We start from the raw sequence: 21,414 nt of genomic DNA, 5'->3' as shown, positions 1-21,414 counted from the left end.
CATCTGCATGGCACGGCCCGCCGAAAGCCGCTATCGGCCCCAACCTTGGTACGAATGATTCCACCGATGCGGGCGCTGCTGCATGCGCCAACTCCCCGCAGGCAGCCGGTTGACCCGTTTAAAGCGTTGCCTGAAAATAGGGCCACGTGAAATAGAGCACTGCCCCTTGCAGCAGCGTCAGCCCCAGGGTAATGCCCCAGAAAGCGGCTTTGCGGTTTTTATGGTGCAGCAGCCAGATTGCGGCCCACGCGCCGGGGGCCGCGCCGGGCAGCGTGGCGAGGTGCAGCGTGTTTTCGGCAATGCGCCGCTGGCCCCGTTGGGCTTTGCGTTTATCCAGGAAGAAGAGCAGGAAACACAGTAGATTGAAAAACAACAGGCAATTCAGGAGGATTTTCATGGGGCGGGCCTTGCGGCTTGGGCTGGGCGGGGTTTTGGCCGGGGTGGTCGCGGCACGGGTTAGGCGGGTTCAACAAGGGGCGAAGTAGACGGGCTAATCGCAGTTTGGCCGACGAAGATGGCACCAGCGGAGCCGCAAGTTATGGCCCTCGACTGGCGCGAGTTTAGCGGAGCGTAACTCGTGACCAGCCATGACGCGGAGGCTGTGCCTCCGCTGCCGCGCCAGCGGCAATTTGGTACTGTGGCTACAGGCTTCCACTAGTGCTTCGTGCTATTGCGAGGCACAGCCTCGCCCGAAAAACCGTCACGAGTTACGATGCGCTAAACTCGCGCCAGATACGGCATCATGCATCCAATGAAGTAGCCTAAGCCCCAACCCCACCAGCGGCTGGGGCTTCTTCGTGTCACAGCCCGCCGGAAACCACAGATGCATCAAACCTGTACGGTATTATTGCAAAATAAAAAAATACCGTACACTTTCTATTCCGAATCTGTACGGTATTTTTCATTTTACAATAATACCGTACACATGCCTCGTCGCGCTACTCCTTCGACCAACCTGCTATCCCGCGTGCGGGTGTGGTTTGGGCTGCAACAAAATGAAATGGCCCTGTACCTGGGTGTGAGTCCTGAGCTAGTGGGGGCCATTGAGGCGGGCCGGCGCAACCTTACGTCCGACGTGCTGATGGCCCTGCGCCCGTTGCTGCCGCACCTGCCGCCGGCCGATGCGCCCGCTACCCCAGCCGCCGAAGTGCAGCCCGCCCTGCCCGCCCCCGAGGCGGCGGAGCTGGATTTCCGGCGGCGGGTGTGCGCGCAGCAGGCGGCGAAGCTGGGGCGCGAGCTGGCCGCCATCGAGGCCCGCGCCCGGGTGGCGACTCGCTGGGCGCAGGCCCTACCCGCCCTGCTGCAAGCCGCCGCCGAAACCATTCCGGCCCCCGACAACCCCGGCCGCCCCGCCTGGCTGGCCGACTGGCTAACGCGGCAGGCCCGCCCGCTGCCCCCCGAGGCTGCCACGCGGGCCCACCTGCTGCGGGCGCGGCTGGCCGGGCTGGCGGCCGAGACGGCGGCGCTGGTGGCGGCGCCGGAGGGGCCGGGCAGGTAGTCGGCACTGCTCAGCGGGGACAACGAGTATCATTTTCAGAAATGACACTGGTCATTTCTGCCCCTCCTGAGTGCCGTTAGCTTTGGCCCATTCTCAACCCCATTTTTCTTCCCCAACCTTATTTATGGCCTTGGATTACTCCTCCCTGACCGACCGGGCGCTGTGCGACGCCGCCACCGCCGAAGTTGAGTTCGAGCTCAAAACCTTCACTACCCGCGATGCCGTGGGCGAGCTGGCCGACGACCGGGCCACCCGTGCAAAATCCGATACCACGTCGCAATTGGCCAAGGTGAACGCCAAAATTGCCTCGGCCGATGCCGTGCTGGCGGCCCCCGGCATCGACGCGGAGCTGCTTGAAACCACCACCGACGAGCGCGCAGCCCTCGTGGTGCAGCAAACCCGCCTCACCAAGCGCAACCGCCTCAGCTCGGGCCTCACCCGTTTCCTGGCCGACGTGGATGCCGAGCAGGTGAGCACCCAGATTGCCACCCTCAACACCGTGAAGGCCGGCATTGCCACGCACCGTGCCACGCTGACGACCTAACCGCATCGGTTCGCAGTACCCAAAGCCCCGCCGGCCCTGCCGCGCGGGGCTTTTTTGTGCCTTGTCCGTCCCACACCTGGCATGCGTTACTACGCGGCGCTAAACTTGTGCGGTCAGTAGCCAAACGCCACATAGCTCAACTGCTGTAGCACTCATGCCTCATGAGCGTGCATTGCCGGGCGAGCTTTATTTCACCCTGATGATGTAGTACACGTAGGCGTTTACCGGCCGGGTTTCCTGGTCGCCGCCAGCAGTGATGGTATGCTCATGGTTGCCTGCTACTGGCATAGCAATGGCTAAGTCAGGAGAGAGCACTTCGCCTCCATGGTCATGAGGACCAGGACCCTGACCTATTATACCACCGTGGCTGTGTTCACCGGCAACGTTGGTTTTGAACGGGTCGCCGCTTGGTTTTGCCGTGCTGAAGGCCTGCATCGAGCCCACGTTGATGCCGGAATTCCCGTTGTTCGGGTTTGCGTCTTGCCGGGGTGCAACCCGCTTCTCCCGTTCGAGGTCGTATCTGGCCGTTTTGCCATTATCAACGCCCCGCAGGAATGCCCCGCGCAAGTCGGGCAGATAGAAGTTGGGCGCGCCATCGCCGCCCCAGGAGGTGCCGATTTGCTGAAATAGGTCGTGGTAACCTTCTGAATTCATCGTTTGCCCTTCGCAGACCATCCAGCCTTCTGGAATTTTATTGGTGGGCCCGGCAAAAGCCACGACTGAACCTATGGGGACTTGTACCGGCACGGGGATTATTGGCTGTTCCATCGCTCAAGAGTAAAAAGGGTTGGAGTGTTCGTAAAAATACCCTCCACACCAGCTGAATTGCATCAGTGTTGGCACTGAAATCGATGCCAAATCCAGCACTCATTGCCCTCACATCCGGCGCTGGTTTGGCGTAGCGTTACTCGTGTACCAACCCTTGACTCGCGCGAGTTTACGCGGAGCATAACTCGTGACCAGCCATGACGTGGGGCTGCGCCAGCGGCAATTTGGCACTGTGGACATAAGCTTCTACTGGCGATTCGTGCTATTGCGAGGCACAGCCTCGCCCGAAAAACCGTCACGAGTTAAACAGCGCTAAACTCGCGCCAGATGACGCCCCGCAATACGCTAACCGGCCTTATCTTGCTCCATCATTTCCAGCGGCAGCCTTTTGGGCCGGCGTGCAAAGCAGCTCCTTGCTTTTTTACCTCCCTGGTCCCTCAGCCGGGGCACGCCCCTATCAGCAGCCCCGACTTATCTTCTTTCCCTGCATGAATCGATTGCTATCCATCGGGCTGCTGGCGGCCCTGCTGCTGCCCGCGGCCGTGGTTGCCCAGAAGCTCCCCGCCTCCGACCCGCCCAAAACCTACCGGGCGGGCAGTGAGCGGGTACTGCTCTACCGCAGCCCGGCCGATACCGCGCGGGCCTCCGGCACCTCCCTGGCCCCCAACGAAACGGTCACGGTAGTGGGCCGCTACTCGCCGCGCTGGCTGGTGGTGAAGCGCACGGGGTTTCTGTTTCTGGCCGCCAGCAGGCAGCTCATCGACCCCGATGCGCTGGGGCCGACGGCGGTACCCAGGCTGGCCGATGGCACCCCGCTCCCGCTCGATGAGCAAACCCGGCACGTCACCTACGAGGGCGTGGTGGAAGTGCCCGGCGCTACCCAGAACCAGCTCTACGACCGCGCCCTGGAGTGGATGGCCAAAACCTACCAGTCGGCCAACGACGTGGTGCAAATCAAGGACAAGGAGCAGGGCAAGCTGCTGGCCAAGGGCGGCATCCTGTTTTTTTCGCACGGCACGCCCATGGGTTTCGTGGTGCACACCCAAACCATTTACGTGAAGGATGGCCGCTACAAGTACGTCATGACCGGCTTCAGGCATCAGAACCTGCTGACCAACGGCCCCGTGGCCCGCGATGGCTCGATGGGGGCGCTGGAACAAGCCACCCCGCCCGAAGGCTTTCGCGACAAACTCTGGTTTGAGATGCTGGCCGGCACCAACGCGAAGGTGAAAGCCATGATTGCCGACCTGGAACAGGCCATGCAGGCCAAGGGCAAAGACCCCAGCAAGTTTTAACCAGCTCCGGATAGCATGAAGAAGCCCAGCCCACCAAAACGCAATACCACAGGCCTGCCCGACCAGCTCAAAGCAGGCGTAGAAAGCCTCTCGGGCTACTCGCTGGATGAGGTGCGGGTGCATTACAACTCGGCCAGGCCCGCACAGCTGGAGGCGTTGGCCTATGCGCAGGGCACGGATATTCACGTAGCGCCGGGGCCGGAGCAGCACCTGCCGCACGAAGCCTGGCATGTGGTACAACAGCAGCAGGGCCGCGTTCGGCCAACCGCCCAGCTGGCTGGGCAGAGGGTCAGTGATGACGCCACCCTGGAACGGGAAGCCGATAATATGGGCTCGAAAGCGGCGCGGCGGCCAACGGGCGCAGCTTTCGCCTCGGATGCGGCGCAACAAGTGGAATCGGCTTAATTTCCCGGCCCGAAGTAAGAGCCGGGACGCTGCCGGCCCCGGCTGGCAGCTAAACGCATGCTATCCCGATGAACAACGCTTCCCTCGCTTCCGCTAAGTCTGTTTTTGGGGCCGGTCTGCTGGCCGCCGTTGCGGCTTCGCTCTGCTGCATTACGCCGCTGCTGGCGGTAATTGGTGGGTTGAGCGGAGCCGCCGGGGCCTTCGCCTGGGTCGAGCCTTATCGGCCCTATCTGGTGGGGCTCACGGTGGCCGCGTTTGTCGTGGCCTGGTACCAGCAGCTCCGGCCGAAGCCGGCGGCCGACTGCTGCGCAGCCCCGCAAAAGCTGACCTTTTTGCAGTCCCGGGGCTTTTTGGGACTGGTGACGGTGCTGGCGGCGGCGCTGCTGACGTTTCCCTATTATGCAGCCATACTTTACCCCCGGCCCCAGGCCCGAGCAGCACTGTCCGCGACCAGCGGCGCACTCCCCACTTGGCAGACCCGCACGTATCGCATCGGGGGCATGACCTGCGCGGCCTGCGCCCAGCACGTTGAGCAGGCGGTGCAGCAGGTGCCCGGCGTGCAAGCCGTGTCCGTTTCCTACGACCAGGCCACCGCGCAAGTGCGCTTCGACGCAGCGCAGGCGCAGCCGGCCCAGGTAGAAAGCGCCATCAACAGCACCGGCTACCACATTCTGAACCCCACCAGCCACTAACTACCCGATAATGTCGCCCACGCCGCCCATGGTCACGCTCACCTCCGTACTCACCTGCCCGGTTTGCCAGCAGCCGCACTCCGAGCAGATGCCGACCAATGCCTGCCAGTATTTCTACGAGTGCCCGAGCTGCCGCACCGTGCTGAAACCGCTGGCCGGCGACTGCTGCGTGTTCTGCTCATACGGCTCTGTGCCCTGCCCTCCCATTCAGGAGCAAGGCCCGGGCACCTGCGGCTGCTGCTAACGGGACCGCAAGACCTTGCCGCTAGGCCCGCAGGAACCGGCGCACCGCTGCCGCCCGGCCATTCCTGCCGACCTTTGCGGCACCCATGCCCGCAACTGCTGCCCCCGCTTCCCGCCCCTACTCCACCGGCTTCTGGCTCATGTGCCTGTCGTCGTTCCTGTTTTTTCTCAGCTTCAACCTGCTGCTGCCCGAGCTGCCCGACCACCTCACCCGGCTGGGCGGGGGCGAGTACAAAGGCTTCATCATTGCCCTGTTTACGCTCACGGCGGGGCTGAGCCGGCCGTTTTCGGGCAAGCTGGCCGATACCGTGGGCCGCATTCCGGTGATGGTGTTTGGCTCGCTGGTGTGCTTCGTATGCGGGTTTTTCTACCCGTGGGCGCTCACGGTCACGGGGTTTCTGGGGCTGCGGCTGCTGCACGGGTTCAGCACGGGCTTCAAGCCCACGGGCACGGCCGCCTTCATCGCCGACATCGTGCCCGTGGAGCGGCGCGGCGAGGCCATGGGCCTGCTGGGCGTGACGGGCAGCCTGGGCATGGCGGCCGGGCCGGCATTCGGCTCGTGGGTGGCGGCCACGTTCTCCCTCAACACCATGTTTTACTGCTCCAGCGCGGCGGCCCTGCTCTCGCTGGTGGTGCAGGGCACCCTCACCGAAACGCTGCCGGTGGCCCAACGGGAGAAATTCAGCTTCGGGCTGCTGAAGCTGAACTGGGGCGAAGTGCTGGAGCCCAAGGTGCTGCCGGCGGCCCTCACCACGCTGCTGTGCCTGTTTCCGTTCGGAGCGGTGCTCACCGTGATACCCGACCAGAGCCGGCTATTGGGCCTCACGGGCTCGCACAAGGGCTGGTTTTATCTGTGCTACACCATATCGTCATTGGCGGTGCGGCTGGTTGCGGGCAAGTCATCAGATAAGTACGGGCGGGTGCCGGTGCTGCGCTGGTCCACGGCTATGCTGGCCCTGGGGCTGGTACTGCTGGTTCTCACGCCCTCGGTGCCGGTGTTTTTGCTGGGCGCGGTGGTATTTGGGCTGGGCACGGGCCTGAACTCGCCCACCCTCTACGCCTGGACCATCGACCTGAGCGAGCCGGCCCGCCGGGGCCGCGCCGTGGCCACCATGTACATCGCCCTCGAAGCCGGCATCGGGCTGGGCGCGCTGGCGGCGGGCTGGATTTTCAGCAACCACGCCACGCACCTGCCCTATGTGCACGGCCTCAGCCTGGCGTGCGTGCTGGCGGCGTTGGTGTATTTGATGCGGGTGCCCGCCGACCGCCCAGCCGGCCACTCGGCCGCGGCCGATGAAGTCCCCGAGCCCTCGGCCGAGGAAGTGGTGTAGGGGCGGAGGCGTACCCGGTAGGGCTTATCGCCGCCCCTACACCATTTCATTTAGAGAAATAAGATGAAAAATAGATGATTTTTAACTGAATTTCAGTAGTTTTAGCAGTTCAAAGATTGTCTATCCCATTCTTTTTTCTGCATGCAAGCATCTCTACTCGCCAGCCGCTGGCGGGGCTTACTGTCGGCGCTTTTGCTGATTATCAGCTATTCGGCCCGCGCCCAGAACGAACCCATTAAGTTCGGAGTGATTGATAGCCGGGAGCTCACGGCCGCGCCGTTTGTGGGCGATAGTGCGGCTTCGGCTGTGGTACTGTGCGACTTTGGCCGCTCGCGCCTGAAAGGCCAGGGCGGCGGGTTTCAGGTAATTTTTGAGCGGGTGACGCGCATCAAAATCCTCAAAAAGCCCGGCTACGAGTACGCCACGGTTGAAATCCCGCTCTACCACCGCGACGACGACCAGGAAAAGATATCGAACCTGCGGGGCTTCACTTATAACCTGGTGAACAACGCCGTGGAGAAAACCCGGCTCGAAACCAGCGGCGCATTTCTGGAAAAGCGCACGCCCACCGTCAGCGTGCAAAAGTTCACGCTGCCCAACGTGCGGGTGGGCTCGGTGGTGGAATTTGCTTACACCCTGACTTCGGATTTCCTCTTCAATTTTCAGGACTGGACGTTTCAGCGCGATATTCCGGTGCGCTGGAGCGAATACCGGGTGAGCATTCCGGTGTTTTACCGCTACAAAATTATCTATCAGGGCGCGCAGGCTTTTGCCGTGAACAAGACTTCGGTGGGCTCGACCAACCTGTTGCTGGACAGTAAAGTGCCTGCGAGCGGGGGGCTGAGCTCCGGCCAAACCACGGGCACCCTCACCGTGAGTGCGCCTACCGAGGAGCATATCTGGGCGCTGAAAGACGTGGCGGCCTTCAGCGAAGAGCCGTTTATGACCACGGCCGGGGACTACGTGGCCCGGCTCGATTTTGAGCTGACCGGCGAGCAGTGGCCCGACGCGCCCTACCACGACCTGACCGGCACCTGGGAGAAAATCAACGCCCGCCTGCTGGCTGATGATGAGTTTGGCGGCCGCCTGGGCCACATCGGCTTTATGCAGGACCAGCTGCAGGGCCTGGCCGCCAAATACCCGGCCGTGACGGACCGCGCCGCCGCCGTGCGCCAGCTGGTGATGGCCGCCGTGCGCTACGACGGCACCGACCGCTACTACGCCCCCGACCCGCTGCGCAAGGCCTACGATGCCCACCACGGCACCTCGGCCGATGTGAACCTGCTGCTGCTGGCGGCCCTGCGCGAGGCCGGCATCGAGGCCCACCCGCTGCTGCTGAGCACCCGCGACCACGGCTCCGTGAGCAAGGAATACCCGCTGCTGGAGCGCTTCAACTACGTGGCCGCGCTGGTGCCGCTGGCCGATGGCAAAGACCTGCTGCTGGACGCCACCGAGCCCCTGCTGCCCTGCGGCGTGCTGCCCCCGCGCTGCCTCAACCGCGTAGCCCGCCTCATCACCAAAAAACCCGAAGACGGCCGCTGGGTGGACCTGGCCCCCGCCCTGCGCCGGGTGCGCTACCAGCAGGTGGCCCTCGTGCTGGATGCCCAGGGTGGCCTCACGGGCAAGGTGCACGACGAGCACGGCGGCTATGCCGGTGCCGAGGCCCGCGCCCGGCTGGCCGGCCAGGGCGAGAAAAAATACCTGGCCGCCGCCACGCAGCGCCACGAAAACTGGACGCTGACCAGGCCCGCCCTGACCCAGACCGATAACGTGAACAAGCCCCTGCTGCTAGACTACGAATTCGCGCAACCCGCCGAAAGCGCAACGGCCGCCGGCCCCATTTACCTGAGCCCACTGAGCGAGTTTGGCCTGGGCCAAAACCCGTTTCGGCGTGAGGAGCGGGCCTTTGCCGTCGATTTCGGCATTCCGCAGGAAGAAACGCTGGTCGTGAACCTGACGCTGCCGGCCGGCTACGAGCTGGCCGCCGTGCCCAGGCCCGCCGTGGTGGACCTGCCCGAGGGCGGCGGCCGCTTTATGTGTAGCGTGGCGGCCACGCCGGGCGCGGTAACGCTCACCAGCCGCCTGACCCTGCGCCAGGCCGTGTACGGTGCCGCGCAGTACCCCAACCTGCGCGAGCTCTACCGCCTGATGCTGGAAAAGCAGGGCGAGAAGCTCATCATTCAAAAGAAAGCCGGCAGCTGAGCGGCGGGTCTTTTCTGCAATTAATTATCTCTTTAACCTTTCCTAACCCGCTTTCTATGAAGCACTCCTTACGCTACCCGGCAGCACTGGCTGCCCTGGTACTGGCCAGTCTCACGGCTCAGGCCCAAACTGAGCCCATCAAATACGGCAAGCCCGACCCCAAGGACTTTACGGCCGCGCCATTTGTGGGCGACTCGGCTGCGGCGGCCGTGGTGCTGTGCGACTATGGTACCACCAACTTCCAGTACAACAACAACGATTTCCAGCTGATATCGGAGCGCACCACGCGCATCAAAATCCTGAAAAAGGCCGGCTACGATGCGGCCACGATAGAAGTCCCCCTCTACCACCGCGGCGAAAACCAGGAGAAGATGTCGAGCCTGCGCGGCACCACCTACAACCTGGTGAATGGCCAGGTGGTGAAAACCAAGCTGGACGGCACCAACACCTTCACCGAAGACCAGACGGCCAACGTGCGGGTGCGCAAGTTCACGCTGCCCGACGTGCGCGAGGGGTCGGTGATTGAGTACAACTACACGGTGATTTCCGACTTCCTGTTCAACTTTCAGGACTGGACGTTTCAGCGCGACATTCCCGTGCGCTGGAGCGAGTTCCGGGCCAGCATTCCGGAGTATTTCCGCTACAAGATGCTGCAGCAGGGCTACCACCCGATGGCCGTGCAGAGCCAGAGCGAGGGTGCCATACAGTTTACCGTGCGCACGTCTGGCAGCACGGTAGGCAGCGGCTTCGGTACCACGCACCAGGCCGGCAGCAGCGATGCCATATCGGCGCGGACCACCAACTACGACTGGGCCATGAAGGACGTGCCGGCGTTCCGCAGCGAGCCGTACATGACCACGTCGGAAGATTTTCTGGACCGCATCACCTTCCAGCTGGCCGGCGAGCAGTTTCCGAACCAGCCCTACCAGAACGTATCCGGCACCTGGGCCAAAATCGATATGGAGCTGCTGAACAGCGACGATTTTGGCGGGCAGCTGGACCGGTGCGGCTTTTTGAAGGACCAGATTATGCCGCTGGTGGCCCAATACCCGGACCTGTCGGCCCGCGCCGCCGCCGTGCGCGAAGTAGTGATGGCCGCCGTGCGCTACGACGGCACCAACCACTACGCCACCACGGCCTCGCTGCGCAAGGCCTTTGATGCCCACCACGGCACCTCGGCCGATGTGAACCTGCTGCTCATTTCGGCCCTGCGCATGGCCGGCATTCCGGCCAATCCGCTGCTGCTGAGCACCCGCAGCCACGGCCGCGTCGACCAGAGCCAGCCCATGCTCTCGCGCTTCAACTACGTGCTGGCCCTGGTGCCGCTGGCCGATGGCAAAGACCTGCTGGTGGATGCCACCGAGCCCCTGCTGCCCTGCGGCGTGCTGCCCAAGCGCTGCCTGAACCAGGCCGGCCGCCTCATCATGAAAAATTCGGAACTGGGCCGCTGGGTTAACCTCAACCCGGAACAGCGCTACGTGCACTACCAGCAAGTGGCCCTGACTATGGATGCCAAAGGCGGCCTCACGGGCAAGGTGCACGAGGAGCACGGCGGCTACGCCGGGGCCGAGGCCCGCGAGGAGCTAAGCAGCCTGGGCGAGAAGAAATACCTGGCCCAGATGACCCGCCCACACAGCGGCTGGACCGTACCCAAGCTGACCGTAGGCGAACGCGAAAACGTGGCCAAGCCCCTGGCCCTGGACTACGAGTTTACCCAGGCCGCCGACGACAACGCCACCGCCGATATGCTCTACCTGAGCCCGCTGCGCGAGTTCGGCACCGAGCAAAACCCCTTCCGGCACGACGACCGGCTGTTTCCCGTGGACTTTGGCGCGCCGCAGGATGAAACCACGATGGTGACCCTGACGCTGCCCGCCGGCTACGAGCTGGCCGAAATGCCCAAGCCCGCCATTGTGGACCTGCCTGAGGGCGGCGGGCGCTTCATCTGCACCGTCACGGCCGGCGCGCCCGGCGTGGTGCAGCTCATGAGCCGAATGAGCCTGCGCAAGCCCGTGTACGCGGCCGAGGAGTACGCCCAGCTCCGCGAGTTTTACCGCCTGATGCTGGAAAAGCAAAACGAGCGGCTGATTATCAAGAAAAAAGCCTAGCCGGCAACTGAGCAGCCAGTTTTTCTGCCGTCAACTAATCCCCGCCCTTTCCCTGCTCTCTGAATAGTATGAAGCACTCGTTACGCTACCCGGCGATGCTGGCCGCCCTGGTACTAGCCACCCTAACGGCCCGGGCCCAGACCGAACCCATCAAATTTGGCAAGCCTGACCCCGGTGACTTCACGGCAGCGCCGTTTGTGGGCGACAGCGCCGCCGCGGTGATGCTGTGCGACTATGGCAGCTCCCGGGTAGAAATGGGCGCTAATGGGAGCCTGCAAGCCATAACGGACCGCACCACGCGCATCAAAATCCTCACAAAAGCTGGTTATGGGTGGGCCACGGTCGAGGTTCCGCTGTTCAGCATGAGCCAGAAGCTGGTGGGGCTGCGCGGCTTCACCTACAACCTGACCAATGGGGCGGTCGAAAAAATCAAGCTGGAAGACGACGGCAAGTTCACGGATGATGTGACCGCACACCTGCGCATTCGCAAGTTCACCATGCCCAACGTGCGCGAAGGCTCCGTCATCGAATTTACCTACTCGGTGATATCCGATGTTTCGATTAGCCTGCCGGACTGGACGTTTCAGCATGCTATTCCGGTGCGCTGGAGCGAGTACCGGGTCAACTTTCCCGATTATTTCAACTACAAAACCGTGATGCGGGGCTACCTGCCCCTCACCGTGCGCGAGCAAACGCAGGGCAGCACCATCATGGGCAACCGGGCCACCCGCACTTGGCTCTACCGCTGGGCCATGCGCGACGTGCCCGCCCTGCGCGAGGAGCCTTACATCACGACCATGAACGACTACGCGGCGAGCATGGACCTGGAGCTGGCCAGCGTTTACGTGCCCGGCGTGGGGGGCAAGGACTACACCGGCACCTGGGAAAAGATTGACGCTACCCTGCTGCAGGACAAAAATTTTGGCCTGCAGCTGGACCAGGGCGGCTTTATGAAGGATGCCGTGGCCAGGCTGGCCTTCACGCCCGCCACTACGGTGGAGGCGCGGGCCGCTGCCGTGCACGCGCTGGTGCGCGATGCGGTGAAATACAACGGCTACGAAACCATTTATACCTCGAACCCGCTGCGCAAAACCTTTGGGGAGCTGCACCTCGGCAATGCGGCCGACATCAATATGCTGCTGATTGCCGCGCTGCGGGTAGCCAATGTCGATGCCAACCCCGTGCTGCTCAGCACCCGCAGCCACGGCCACCTCACCACGGACTTTCCGCTCGCCACGCGCTTCAACTACGTGGTGGCCCACGTGGCCCTGCCCGATGGCAAAGACCTGCTGCTGGATGCCACCGAGCCGCTGCTGCCCGGCGGCATGCTGCCCGAGCGCTGCCTCAACCAGGTGGGCCGCCTGGTGATGCCTGACGGCAAGGCCTCGCGCTGGCTCGACCTCACGCCCAGCCAGCGGCGCGTGCACTACCAGCAGGTGCAGCTGGCCCTCACGCCCGAAGGCGCCCTCAGCGGCAAGGTGCACGAAGAGTACAGCGGCTACGCCGGGGCCACGGCCCGCGCCGAGCTCGAAAAAGTGGGCGAGCCCAAGTACCGCACCCAGTTTGCCGGCAAGCACACGGCCTGGACGGTGCCCAGCTTCGCCGTGTCGGGACGCACCAACCTGCTGAAGCCGCTGGTGGTTGACTACGAGTTTGCCCAGCCCGCCGAGCAAGCGGCCGCCGGTGGCCTCTACCTGAACCCGTTCAGCGAGTTTGTTGCGGAGCAAAACCCCTTCCGCCACGAAACCCGCACGTTCCCCGTCGATTTCGGAACCAGCACCGAGGAAACCATGATGATGACTCTCACGCTGCCGGCCGGCTACGAGCTGGCCGAACTGCCCAAGCCCGCCGTGGTGGACTTGCCCGATAACGGCGGCCGGTTTTTCTACACCATCGCCGCCACCGGTGCCACCGTCAATATTACCAGCCGCCTGAGCTTGCGCAAACCCGTGTACGCGGCCACCGACTACCAGTACCTGCGCGAGCTGTACCGCCTCATGCTGACCAAGCAGAGCGAGAAGCTGATTATCAAAGCGAGAAGCTGATTATCAAAAAGAAGGCTTAATTTTCTTTCCAACAGTCCTTTCCTTATGAAAGCTTTCCTGACCCTGCTGGCGGCCCTACCGCTCGGCAGTTTCCTGATGCCCCCGGCCGCGCCCGCCCCCAAATATGCCGTGGCCGACATTCCGGCGGCCCTGCGCGAAGGCGCCAGCGCCGTGCTGCGGGCCGACGATGAGGTGGTGACCGTGAAATCGGCCGGCCGGCTGGTGCACACCGTGCACCGCGTCATCACCGTGCTCGATGCGGCGGGCGATGACTTTGGCCGGCACGGCGAGTATTACTACGACCTCGAATCGTTGAGCTACCTGCGCGGGGCGGTGTACGATGCCGACGGGCGCTTGCTGCACCAGCTGCGGGCCGCCGAAATCCACGACCAAGGCGTGGGCAGCAATGATTTAATGACCGATGTGCGGGTGCGCTACGCCGACCTGCGCCAGCCCCAAACGCCCTACACGGTAGAGTTTGACTACGAAACCGTGTCGGACAACACCTTATTCTACCCGCATTGGCAGCCGCAGGAAGCCGAAGGCCTGGCCGTGCAAAGCGCTACCCTGCGCGTGACCACGCCCACGGCCCTGCCCCTGCGCTACCAGGAGCGGCAGCTGCCTGCCGGCACCGCCGTGGCCCACACCAGCACCAACGGCCAGGAAACCTACGAGTGGCACCTGGATAACCTGCCGGCGGTGGACGAGGAAGAGGCCGCGCCGCCGCTGGCCACCCTGACGCCGTCCGTGGCCATGGCCCCCGGCATCTTCGAGGTGCAGGGCCACAAAGGCTCGGCCACCTCCTGGCAGAACCTGGGGCGCTGGAGCTACGAGCTGAATGCCGGCCGCGACGTGCTACCGCCCGCCACTACGGCCAAAGTAGCCGCGCTGGTCAGCGGCATCACCGACCCGCGCATCCGGGCGCAGCGCGTGTATGAGCTGCTCCAGGGCAGCACCCGCTACATCTCGGTGCAGCTGGGCCTGGGCGGCTGGCAAACGTTCCCGGCCAGCTCGGTGGCCAGCAATGGCTACGGCGACTGCAAGGCCCTGAGCAACTACACGATGGCCTTATTGAATGCCGCGAGCGTACCAGCCTACGTGGCCCTGGTAAAAGCCGGCTCCGACGAGCCCGACATTCGGGCCGACTTTCCCAGTACGCAGTTCAACCACGTCATCGTGTGCGTGCCGCCAGCCAAAGGCAGCCAGGCCGACACGCTGTGGTTGGAATGCACCAGCCAGACCGAAGCCTTCGGCTACATGGGCAGTTTCACGGGCAACCGCCACGCGCTGCTGCTCACACCTGAGGGCGGCAAGCTGGTGGCCACGCCCCGCTACAGCACCGCCGAAAACCGCCAGCTACGCCGGCTCGACCTGTTTCTTGACGCCACGGGCAGCGCCACGGCCACGGCCCGCACCCTGCGCACCGGCCAGGAGCAGGACCTGTATGCCCAGCTAATGCACGGGCTGGGGCTGGTGGAACAGAAAAAATACATCACCGACCGCCTCAAGCTGCCCACTTTCACCCTCACCAAATTTAACCTGACGGCGGCCCCGGCCGGCCCGCTGCCGGGCGTGGTCGAGAACCTGGCGCTGGCGCTGCCGGGCTTTGCCCCGCCCAGCGGCAAGCGCGTGTTCATCAACCCCAACCTGCTGAGCCGCCTGCCCGCCCTGCCCGCGCAGGTAGGCGAGCGCCAGGCCGACCTGTGGCTCGACCACGCCAGCCTGCACGCCGACACCGTCCGCCTGCACCTGCCCGCCGGCTTCCACCCCGAAAACCTGCCCGCTCCCGTGCAGCTCAGCACCGCCTACGGCACCTACGCCAGCCAGTATGCCACCCTGCCCGATGGCACCATCCAGTACATCCGCCGGCTGGAGCTGAAGCGCGGCCACCTGCCCAAAACCGCCTACGCTGGCTACCTCGATTTCCGCCGCAAAATCAGCGTAGCGGATAAGACACAGGTGGTCTTGCTGAAAACGGAAAGCTAAGCGGGCTTCTGGAGCTGGAAATCATCAAGACAAAAAAAGCCGTTTCCAATCTGGAAACGGCTTTTTTTGTCTTGATGGCAGAATATCAGAATGACTATTCGGCTTAGTTGCCGGAGTGCACCAGCTTCTGCGTGAAGCGCTGGCCATTCTGCAGCACCTGCACCACGTAGGTGCCGGTGGCCAGGGTGCTCAGGTCGAGCGAAGGCTGCGTAGCTCCAGCTTCAATGGTTTGCCGCAATATCACGCGGCCCGCCAAATCGGTGAGGTTGATGGTGCCGGCCGTGGCCAGGCTCAGCTGCAGGCTCACGCGCTCCTGCGCCGGGTTGGGGAACAGCACGAAGCCCGCCGGGCCGGCCGCACCCACGCCAAACGCCACCGTCCGCACCGGCGAGTATTCGCTGCTGCCGTCCAGGTCCACCTGCCGCAGGCGGTAGTAAACCTTGCCGCCGCCCATTTCGGCAGCGTTGGCATCGAGGTAGCTGTAGTTGTGGGCGCTGGTGCTGGAGCCCGCGCCTTTCACTTCGGCAAATTTCTGGAAAGCCACACCGTCACGGCTGCGCTCCAGGTCGAAACGGTCGTTGTGCAGTTCCGTGGCGGTGTTCCAGTTCAGGCGGGCGGCGCGGCCTTCGGCCTGGGCCGTGAAGGCCGTGAGGGTCACCGGCAGCGGACCGCTAAACTGCCGGCTGCACATCGCGCTGGTTGGAATGACGACCGTGGCACCGCCCGTATCGGGGCCGGAGTAGGAAAGGCGGAACTGGTTTTCGCCGCCATTATCACCGTACAGCGCCAGCAAGGGGTGCGAGCCGACGCGCAGGTACACGGCCGTGCCGGTAGCGGTACGCGGGCCGTGGGTGCCCACGTCCTTCACCACGGTATTAGCGGCAACCAGCGGGTTGGCGCGGGCTGAGTTATCGAGCCAGAGGTAGGCGGCATCATCACTGAGCATCGAGAACGTATAGTTGCCGGCCGTGGTGATGGTGAGGTAGCCCCGGTAGCGGGCACTGTACGAATCGGGATTGGTAACCGAGCCGCTGCCGAAAGCGCCCGACGTATCGCCCCAGGCATTGCTGGCGGTGTAGTTCACGGTGCCCTCCGAGCGCTTCATATCGACCGTTCTGGGCGAATCGAAGAACGTGAGCACATCGTTGAAATAACCCTTGAAATACTCGGCATACAGGCCCTGCGTAGCCGTTGAGCCATCGTAGGTGGTACCGGCGCAGCTGCCGGTGCCGGCGGGCAGCGCCACGGTGGTGGACACGCGCATGGTGCCGGCCACGCCGTTGTTGTTGGTTGCGTCCGGGTCGGGCTCGAAGGCGGTGGCCGAGGCTATGCCTGCCACGGGCTGGTTGTTGTTGGGCAGCGTGAAGGTGAAAGCAAAGCTTCGCACGGCCGCGCCCCGGTTCACCTGCCCGATGGCCAGCGTGGCAATGCCGGTATCGAAATCATACGTGGTGCCGGCCGGAAAGCTGGTGGTCAGCAAGCCCTTGGCCAGCTGCACCGTAAGCACCGTGCTGGTGGCATCGGCCGTACCAGGATTGTTAGGCGTAATATTCTGAACGGTAGCCGTGTACGTAATGCTACTTTTGGCATCCGCTGTAGCAGGGCCACTCAGTGTCACCTTCAAATCAGCCGGGTAAATCACCACCAGGGTATTGGTCCCCGAGTTGTCGTCGCTCAGTTGGCACGCTTCCGAAGTCGTGGTGCTGATGCTGGACGACACGTCGATGGTGCCCGCCACCGAAGGCGTGTAGGTGATGGTCGCATTGGCATTGTCCCCGTTGGCCAGCGTGCCGACATTGGTGAAGGTTACCCGGCCATTGCCATTATTGTAGCTGCCCGAACCCGCGCTGGTGGTCACCGTCACGGTGTTGCCGCCCAACCCGGAAGGCAGCTGCACAAAGCGGGTTACGGTGCCCGCCGCATCGGGCCCGTTGTTGATAAACGTCACATTGATAACCGCTTGCTGGTTAGCCGGCAGCGGGTTAGTACCGAAGCTGATACTGGTGGCCACGTCGGCCACCGCCGGGCACAGGGCCACCGAGCAGGCACTGGCATCGGCGCGGCCCGCGCCGCCGCGGGTGCCTCCGTTGGGCGGAAATTCGGTGAGGGATGACGACAGCGTAGTGCCGTTCAGGCCGCCGCTCACGTCGGTGGTGGGCGTGCCGGTGGTGTAGCTCACCAGGCCGCCGCCGCCGCCGCCACCCGCGCCTTCGGCCTCTGCGCCAATGGCGCTCTGGTTGCCGCCTTTGCCGCCGCGCGCCAGCAGGGAAGTCGTGGTCAGGTTGGTGGAAACCACCACCACGCTGCCGCCGCCGCCGCCGCCGCCCGCGCCGTCATTGTTGCTGGCCGTCGTTACCGAGCCGCCATCGGCCAGCAGCGAGCCGCCGGTTACGGCACCGCCCGATACCAGGTAAAGAAAGCCGCCGCCGGCCGCGCCGGTGGTGCCGCTGTTGTTGTTCGAATCGCCGGCCCCGCCGCCGCCGCCGAAGAAGGCCCGGCCGCTGCTCACGATGGGGTGGCCACCCAGGCCGCCCTTGTTCTGGCGGTTGTCGCCGCCCCAGGCCGTTTGGCCTGCCCCCAGCGTCAGGGCATCCTGGTTGGTGCTGGAGTAGCTGTAGCCGCCGCGCCCGCCGCCGGTGGATGTGGAGGTAGCAAAGTTGGCCGCTTCCAGGTTCCAGGCCGCGTCGTAGGCGTTGCCGGTGCCCCGGTCGGGGTTGCCGGTACCGGTATAGGTGGCTCCGGCCACGGCCACGTTGGCCCCGCCGCCGCCAGCGGCGTTGTGTGAGTTGCCGCCGCCGCCGCCGTTGGCCGGCGCGCCGCGCCCGTAGCGGCCGTTCAGCGCGTCATATTCGGCAATGGTGCCGGCGATGCTTTCGCCTTTTTCGGCCCCGTAGGTATCGTTCGCCGAGCGGTAGCCGAAGTCGTTATTGCCAGCCGCGTCGGTATTCTGCTCCAGCGCCCCACCCCGGAAGCCCAGGGCCGATACGTCCAACGTAGCGCCGGTGGCCAGCGTCACGTTGCCCGTGGTTTCGATAGCTAGCACGCCACCCGTGGTCCCGTTCCAGGCCTGTGCCTTCACGCTCACGTTGGTGTTCACGGCGAGCGTGGTGTAGCGCGGCACGCGCACCACCTGGGCATGGCCGGCCGTAGTGTACGCGCTGTACAGCTTGCAGCTCAGGGCAATGGTTGTACCCGAAGGCACCGACGCCACTTCTACTAGCTGGTAGCGGCCGGCATTATTAAGGGCCGTTACGGTGCCGTAGGTAGCATCATCGGCGGTGCTGATGGCGGCACCCTGGGGCTGCACCAGAAGAAGCAGGTCGCCAGCAGCCAGCGGGGCGGCAAAGCGGCTGTTGGCATTCAGCGCGCTGGCGGCTACTGTGATGGTGGTGGCACCCATGGCCGCGTTGGCCGTGAGAGCGGTGTATTCGTTGACGATGGTGCCGGTAGTGGCAATGGCAACCGGGCCGCTTTTACCCGCTTGGGCGGCGGCCTGCTGATGGCCCGCACCTAGTAGTAATAAGATTAGGGAGCTGATGCGCAGTATGTGTCCGAAATGTCTCCTGCCAGTTCCTCCCGACAGTACTTGGCACAATGGTAATCTTTTCTGCATATAAGTTTGCTGTTTGTAGAGCTCAATCAGTCGTTGGCGTTATTTTTTGGGCTTTCGTAAGCACAAGAAAAGTCGCTCTACAAATCGTGACTTTCCTCGTTTATCACCTTAATGATGGGGAGGAAAAGCCCTTGAATTTGCAAGCGACTTTCAGCAAAAAACATCAACTTACCTATGAATTAGTCAATACAAAACTAGCCTCACTGACTGCTGGGTCAGCTGCTTATTCGACCAAACCCTATTATCGGAGGTTGAAACGTCATTTTCGCGCCATGTAACTATTTACGACCATTAGCTGGACGCTATTCACCTATAATTACCTGATAATACGATACATAATGCAAAATAAATAGAATACATATTGCTTTTATCAGTTTTTTATTAAACCATGGCATGTATCATTGATTAATTCAAAGACAACAACTATTAATTGGAATAAATCAAATGACTATTTGCTACAACATGCCGTACTTGTGCCACCACCCGCCGGGCAATGCCAGACGGGCGATGACTAAGTACGGGCCGGAATTTTCGCGCTAAAATTTCACCCGCAGCTGCGCTTTCACCTCGCCACGCAGTGAGCCCTGGATGGATTCCAGGCCCGTGCCCACCACGTCCTGGTGGCGGTAGCGGGTTTCGGCGTAGCGCAGCCAGAGCGTCAGGGCGCGGTTGACGCGGATTTCGGCGATGCCGTACACCCGCGTGCCCTGGCCATAGAGGGCCGGCACCGACACGGCCAATAGCACATCCTGCTCATACACGTACTGGCGCGAGTCGTAGTCATCGGCATCGAAGATGGAGTAGCGGGCCGTGAGCTTGAGGGTGCGGTTGAAATGGTAGGCCACGTCCTGGGCCAGCACGTAGCCGCTGCGCCAGGCCAGGCCGTCGTCGTCGCGCAGGCGCAGGGCCTGCATGCGGGTGCGCAACTCCAGCTGCGGCGAGATGACGGTATTGTAGTACACCAGAATGCTCTGGCGCAACTGCTCGCCGGGCAGCGGCAGGGCGCGGTTGGGGTCGAGGTTGAGGAGGTCGGTGCTGGCTAGGTCGCGGGGCTTGAGGCGCTGGCGCAGCTGCACGTAGAGCAGGCTGGTTTTGGTCGGCGAGTAGGCCACGCGCACGAGGGCATCGTGGCCGTCGGTGGGGGCGCTGGCGCGGTAGCGCAGCCACGGGAAGCGGAACTGGTCGTAGTAGGCCGAGATTTCCCAGCGGGCCACGGGCCGCACTTTCAGGCCGATGTAAACACCGGTTTCGTTGATGTTGCGGGTGTTTTCGCTAAAGGCGTTGCCGTAGAGGGTGTGAAAATTGGAATCGTAGTGCCGCACCAGCAGGGCCGCGTCCACGCTGGAGCCGAGGCTGGCCAGCAAGCCGTTCACGGTGCCCAGGCCGCCGCCGGTGCTACGCGCCGTTTCGCCAAAGAGCAGGAAGTTGCGGTAGACGTAGCTGTAATTCAGGCTCAGGGCCAGGTTTTCGCGGCCGCTGAACTCGAAGTAATTATAAGGTTCGGGCCGTTTGAGAATGGGCGTGCCGTAGTGCGTGAACACGCCGGTAGCTCCGATGGCTAGGTTGCCGTCGCGGCTGGTGTAGGTGGCATTGCCGCCCCCGATGGTTTCGGCCAGCCGGTGCCGGTTGGCAATTTCCGAGGCCGTGCGGTGGAAGCCGGTGTAGAGCAGGCCCGAGGTAAACTCGTCGTACTGCGCCAACGAATCCTGGCTTTGCTGCAGGTTGGCATCCACGTTCTTGTGCGACACGAAGCCCGTGGCCTGCACCGTAGGCGCCACCTGATACGTAGCCGCGCCGCCCCGAAAAAACGAGTTTTCGAGCAGCGATGAATACGCCCGCACGCCCACCGACGAGCGCCGCAGGGTCGTAATCGTCTCCGCGCCCTTGCCCACGCCCAGGCCCGACGATAGCAGCAAGCCCTGCCCAAATTGCAGCTGATAATCACCCAGCGCCAGGGATTTCAGCTTGCCCCGCTCCTGAATGAGCAGGTGCGCCGACACATAATCGGCCCCAAACTGCCCATTCTTAGGGTTCCACACAATGGGCTCGCCGGCATCCTTTTCCATCGAAAAGCCCACGCTGAAATCCTTGGTGTGGCTCACCCGGTAGCGAATCAGCATCTTATCGGCCGAGCCGAGGTAGCGCGTGGTAGGCTGGCCCTGGTAGAGCGTGGGCGGCGTGTAGCCCTGGCGCTGCTGCAGCACCCGCTCGTAGCGCAGGTAAAGCGCATTATTATCCTCGCGAGCAATGCGCTGCCAGAGCGAGCCGCGGGCCGAGTTCCGGCCGCTGCTCTGCACCCCGATGAAGGGCAGAATGCGGTTTATCGTGCGCAGGTCGTAGCCCTCAATGCTTTGCAGCTCATACACGCTCAGCAGGTCGCCGTTGGCCTGGCGGTGGTTGAGCAGCGTGGTTATCTGGTTTTCATTGAGCAGCAGCAGCGAGCGCAGCTCTTCGCGGGTGGCGGTATTAAGGTTGATGGGTGTCTGATAATACTGGAGCAGCGTCTCGTAGAGGTCCTCATAAGGCACTTCGTCCGACTGAATTTCGGCAAACAATTCCTGCGTCAGGCGGTCCAAATCCGGGGCGCGGCGCACGTAGTCCTGGGCATTTGCGGTTTGCCCGATTAGCAAGGCCCCGCAAACTATGAGCCCGGCCAACCCATTCCGCAGGCTGAAACCAGGGCG

Annotated in this window: 15 protein-coding genes; 11 read left to right on the top strand and 4 right to left on the bottom strand. The window is 63.3% G+C overall.

Annotated elements, in window-relative coordinates; translation table 11 throughout:
- Positions 1-118: 118 nt before the first annotated feature.
- Entirely contained in the window at positions 119-397 is a 279-nt protein-coding gene (locus AAFH49_RS12890) for a DUF1294 domain-containing protein (protein WP_342298673.1), read from the bottom strand.
- A gap of 528 nt (positions 398-925) precedes the next feature.
- On the opposite strand from AAFH49_RS12890, the gene AAFH49_RS12885 reads away from it, so the two are divergent.
- Both AAFH49_RS12885 and AAFH49_RS12880 read left to right on the top strand, forming a co-directional pair.
- On the top strand, positions 926-1,498 hold the full coding sequence (locus AAFH49_RS12885) for a helix-turn-helix domain-containing protein (RefSeq protein WP_342298671.1): 573 nt from the start codon (positions 926-928) through the stop codon (positions 1,496-1,498).
- A 124-nt stretch (positions 1,499-1,622) separates the two neighbouring features.
- Positions 1,623-2,042, top strand: a complete 420-nt coding sequence (locus AAFH49_RS12880) for a hypothetical protein (RefSeq protein WP_342298670.1) — start codon at positions 1,623-1,625, stop codon at positions 2,040-2,042.
- A gap of 186 nt (positions 2,043-2,228) precedes the next feature.
- Here the strand turns inward: AAFH49_RS12880 and AAFH49_RS12875 are convergent, their stop codons facing one another.
- Complete coding sequence (locus tag AAFH49_RS12875; protein ID WP_342298669.1) at positions 2,229-2,810, bottom strand: phage tail protein; 582 nt, start codon at positions 2,808-2,810, stop codon at positions 2,229-2,231.
- A 488-nt stretch (positions 2,811-3,298) separates the two neighbouring features.
- Here AAFH49_RS12875 and AAFH49_RS12870 point away from each other — a divergent pair, with 488 nt between their 5' ends.
- The 9 genes from AAFH49_RS12870 to AAFH49_RS12830 all read left to right on the top strand — a co-directional run bounded on the left by AAFH49_RS12870 (position 3,299) and on the right by AAFH49_RS12830 (position 15,117).
- Positions 3,299-4,105: a DUF4468 domain-containing protein gene (locus AAFH49_RS12870; RefSeq protein ID WP_342298668.1), complete on the top strand. Its 807-nt coding sequence runs from the start codon at positions 3,299-3,301 to the stop codon at positions 4,103-4,105.
- Positions 4,106-4,120: 15 nt separating this feature from the next.
- Positions 4,121-4,510, top strand: coding sequence for an eCIS core domain-containing protein (locus AAFH49_RS12865; RefSeq protein WP_342298666.1), 390 nt, complete (start codon positions 4,121-4,123; stop codon positions 4,508-4,510).
- Between the two features lie 68 nt (positions 4,511-4,578).
- Positions 4,579-5,202 carry a mercuric transport protein MerTP gene (merTP, locus tag AAFH49_RS12860; RefSeq protein WP_342298664.1) on the top strand — a complete coding sequence of 208 codons (624 nt, stop codon included), beginning with the start codon at positions 4,579-4,581 and terminating at the stop codon, positions 5,200-5,202.
- 10 nt (positions 5,203-5,212) lie between these two features.
- The gene (locus AAFH49_RS12855; protein ID WP_425293331.1) at positions 5,213-5,446 is read left to right on the top strand and encodes a GDCCVxC domain-containing (seleno)protein; all 234 of its coding nucleotides are present in this window, start codon (positions 5,213-5,215) and stop codon (positions 5,444-5,446) included.
- Between the two features lie 85 nt (positions 5,447-5,531).
- Positions 5,532-6,776 carry an MFS transporter gene (locus tag AAFH49_RS12850; RefSeq protein ID WP_342298662.1) on the top strand — a complete coding sequence of 415 codons (1,245 nt, stop codon included), beginning with the start codon at positions 5,532-5,534 and terminating at the stop codon, positions 6,774-6,776.
- 141 nt (positions 6,777-6,917) lie between these two features.
- The gene (locus AAFH49_RS12845) at positions 6,918-8,978 is read left to right on the top strand and encodes a DUF3857 domain-containing protein (RefSeq protein ID WP_342298660.1); all 2,061 of its coding nucleotides are present in this window, start codon (positions 6,918-6,920) and stop codon (positions 8,976-8,978) included.
- A gap of 56 nt (positions 8,979-9,034) precedes the next feature.
- On the top strand, positions 9,035-11,086 hold the full coding sequence (locus AAFH49_RS12840) for a DUF3857 domain-containing protein (RefSeq protein ID WP_342298657.1): 2,052 nt from the start codon (positions 9,035-9,037) through the stop codon (positions 11,084-11,086).
- A 68-nt stretch (positions 11,087-11,154) separates the two neighbouring features.
- On the top strand, positions 11,155-13,131 hold the full coding sequence (locus AAFH49_RS12835) for a DUF3857 domain-containing protein (protein WP_342298656.1): 1,977 nt from the start codon (positions 11,155-11,157) through the stop codon (positions 13,129-13,131).
- A gap of 45 nt (positions 13,132-13,176) precedes the next feature.
- The gene (locus tag AAFH49_RS12830) at positions 13,177-15,117 is read left to right on the top strand and encodes a DUF3857 domain-containing protein (protein ID WP_342298654.1); all 1,941 of its coding nucleotides are present in this window, start codon (positions 13,177-13,179) and stop codon (positions 15,115-15,117) included.
- A 103-nt stretch (positions 15,118-15,220) separates the two neighbouring features.
- Here the strand turns inward: AAFH49_RS12830 and AAFH49_RS12825 are convergent, their stop codons facing one another.
- Together AAFH49_RS12825 and AAFH49_RS12820 are read right to left on the bottom strand one after the other, a co-directional pair.
- A complete protein-coding gene (locus AAFH49_RS12825; RefSeq protein WP_342298652.1) occupies positions 15,221-18,712 on the bottom strand; it encodes a T9SS type A sorting domain-containing protein in 3,492 nt (1,163 codons plus the stop codon).
- A gap of 554 nt (positions 18,713-19,266) precedes the next feature.
- Positions 19,267-21,360, bottom strand: coding sequence for a ComEA family DNA-binding protein (locus AAFH49_RS12820; protein ID WP_342298651.1), 2,094 nt, complete (start codon positions 21,358-21,360; stop codon positions 19,267-19,269).
- Between the last annotated feature and the right edge of the window lie 54 nt (positions 21,361-21,414).

It is taken from the genome of Hymenobacter segetis (genome assembly GCF_038448715.1).
GTDB classification, from domain to species: Bacteria; Bacteroidota; Bacteroidia; order Cytophagales; family Hymenobacteraceae; genus Hymenobacter; species Hymenobacter segetis.
Note: the sequence above shows the minus strand (reverse complement) of the source record. Positions and strands in the feature narration are given on the sequence as shown.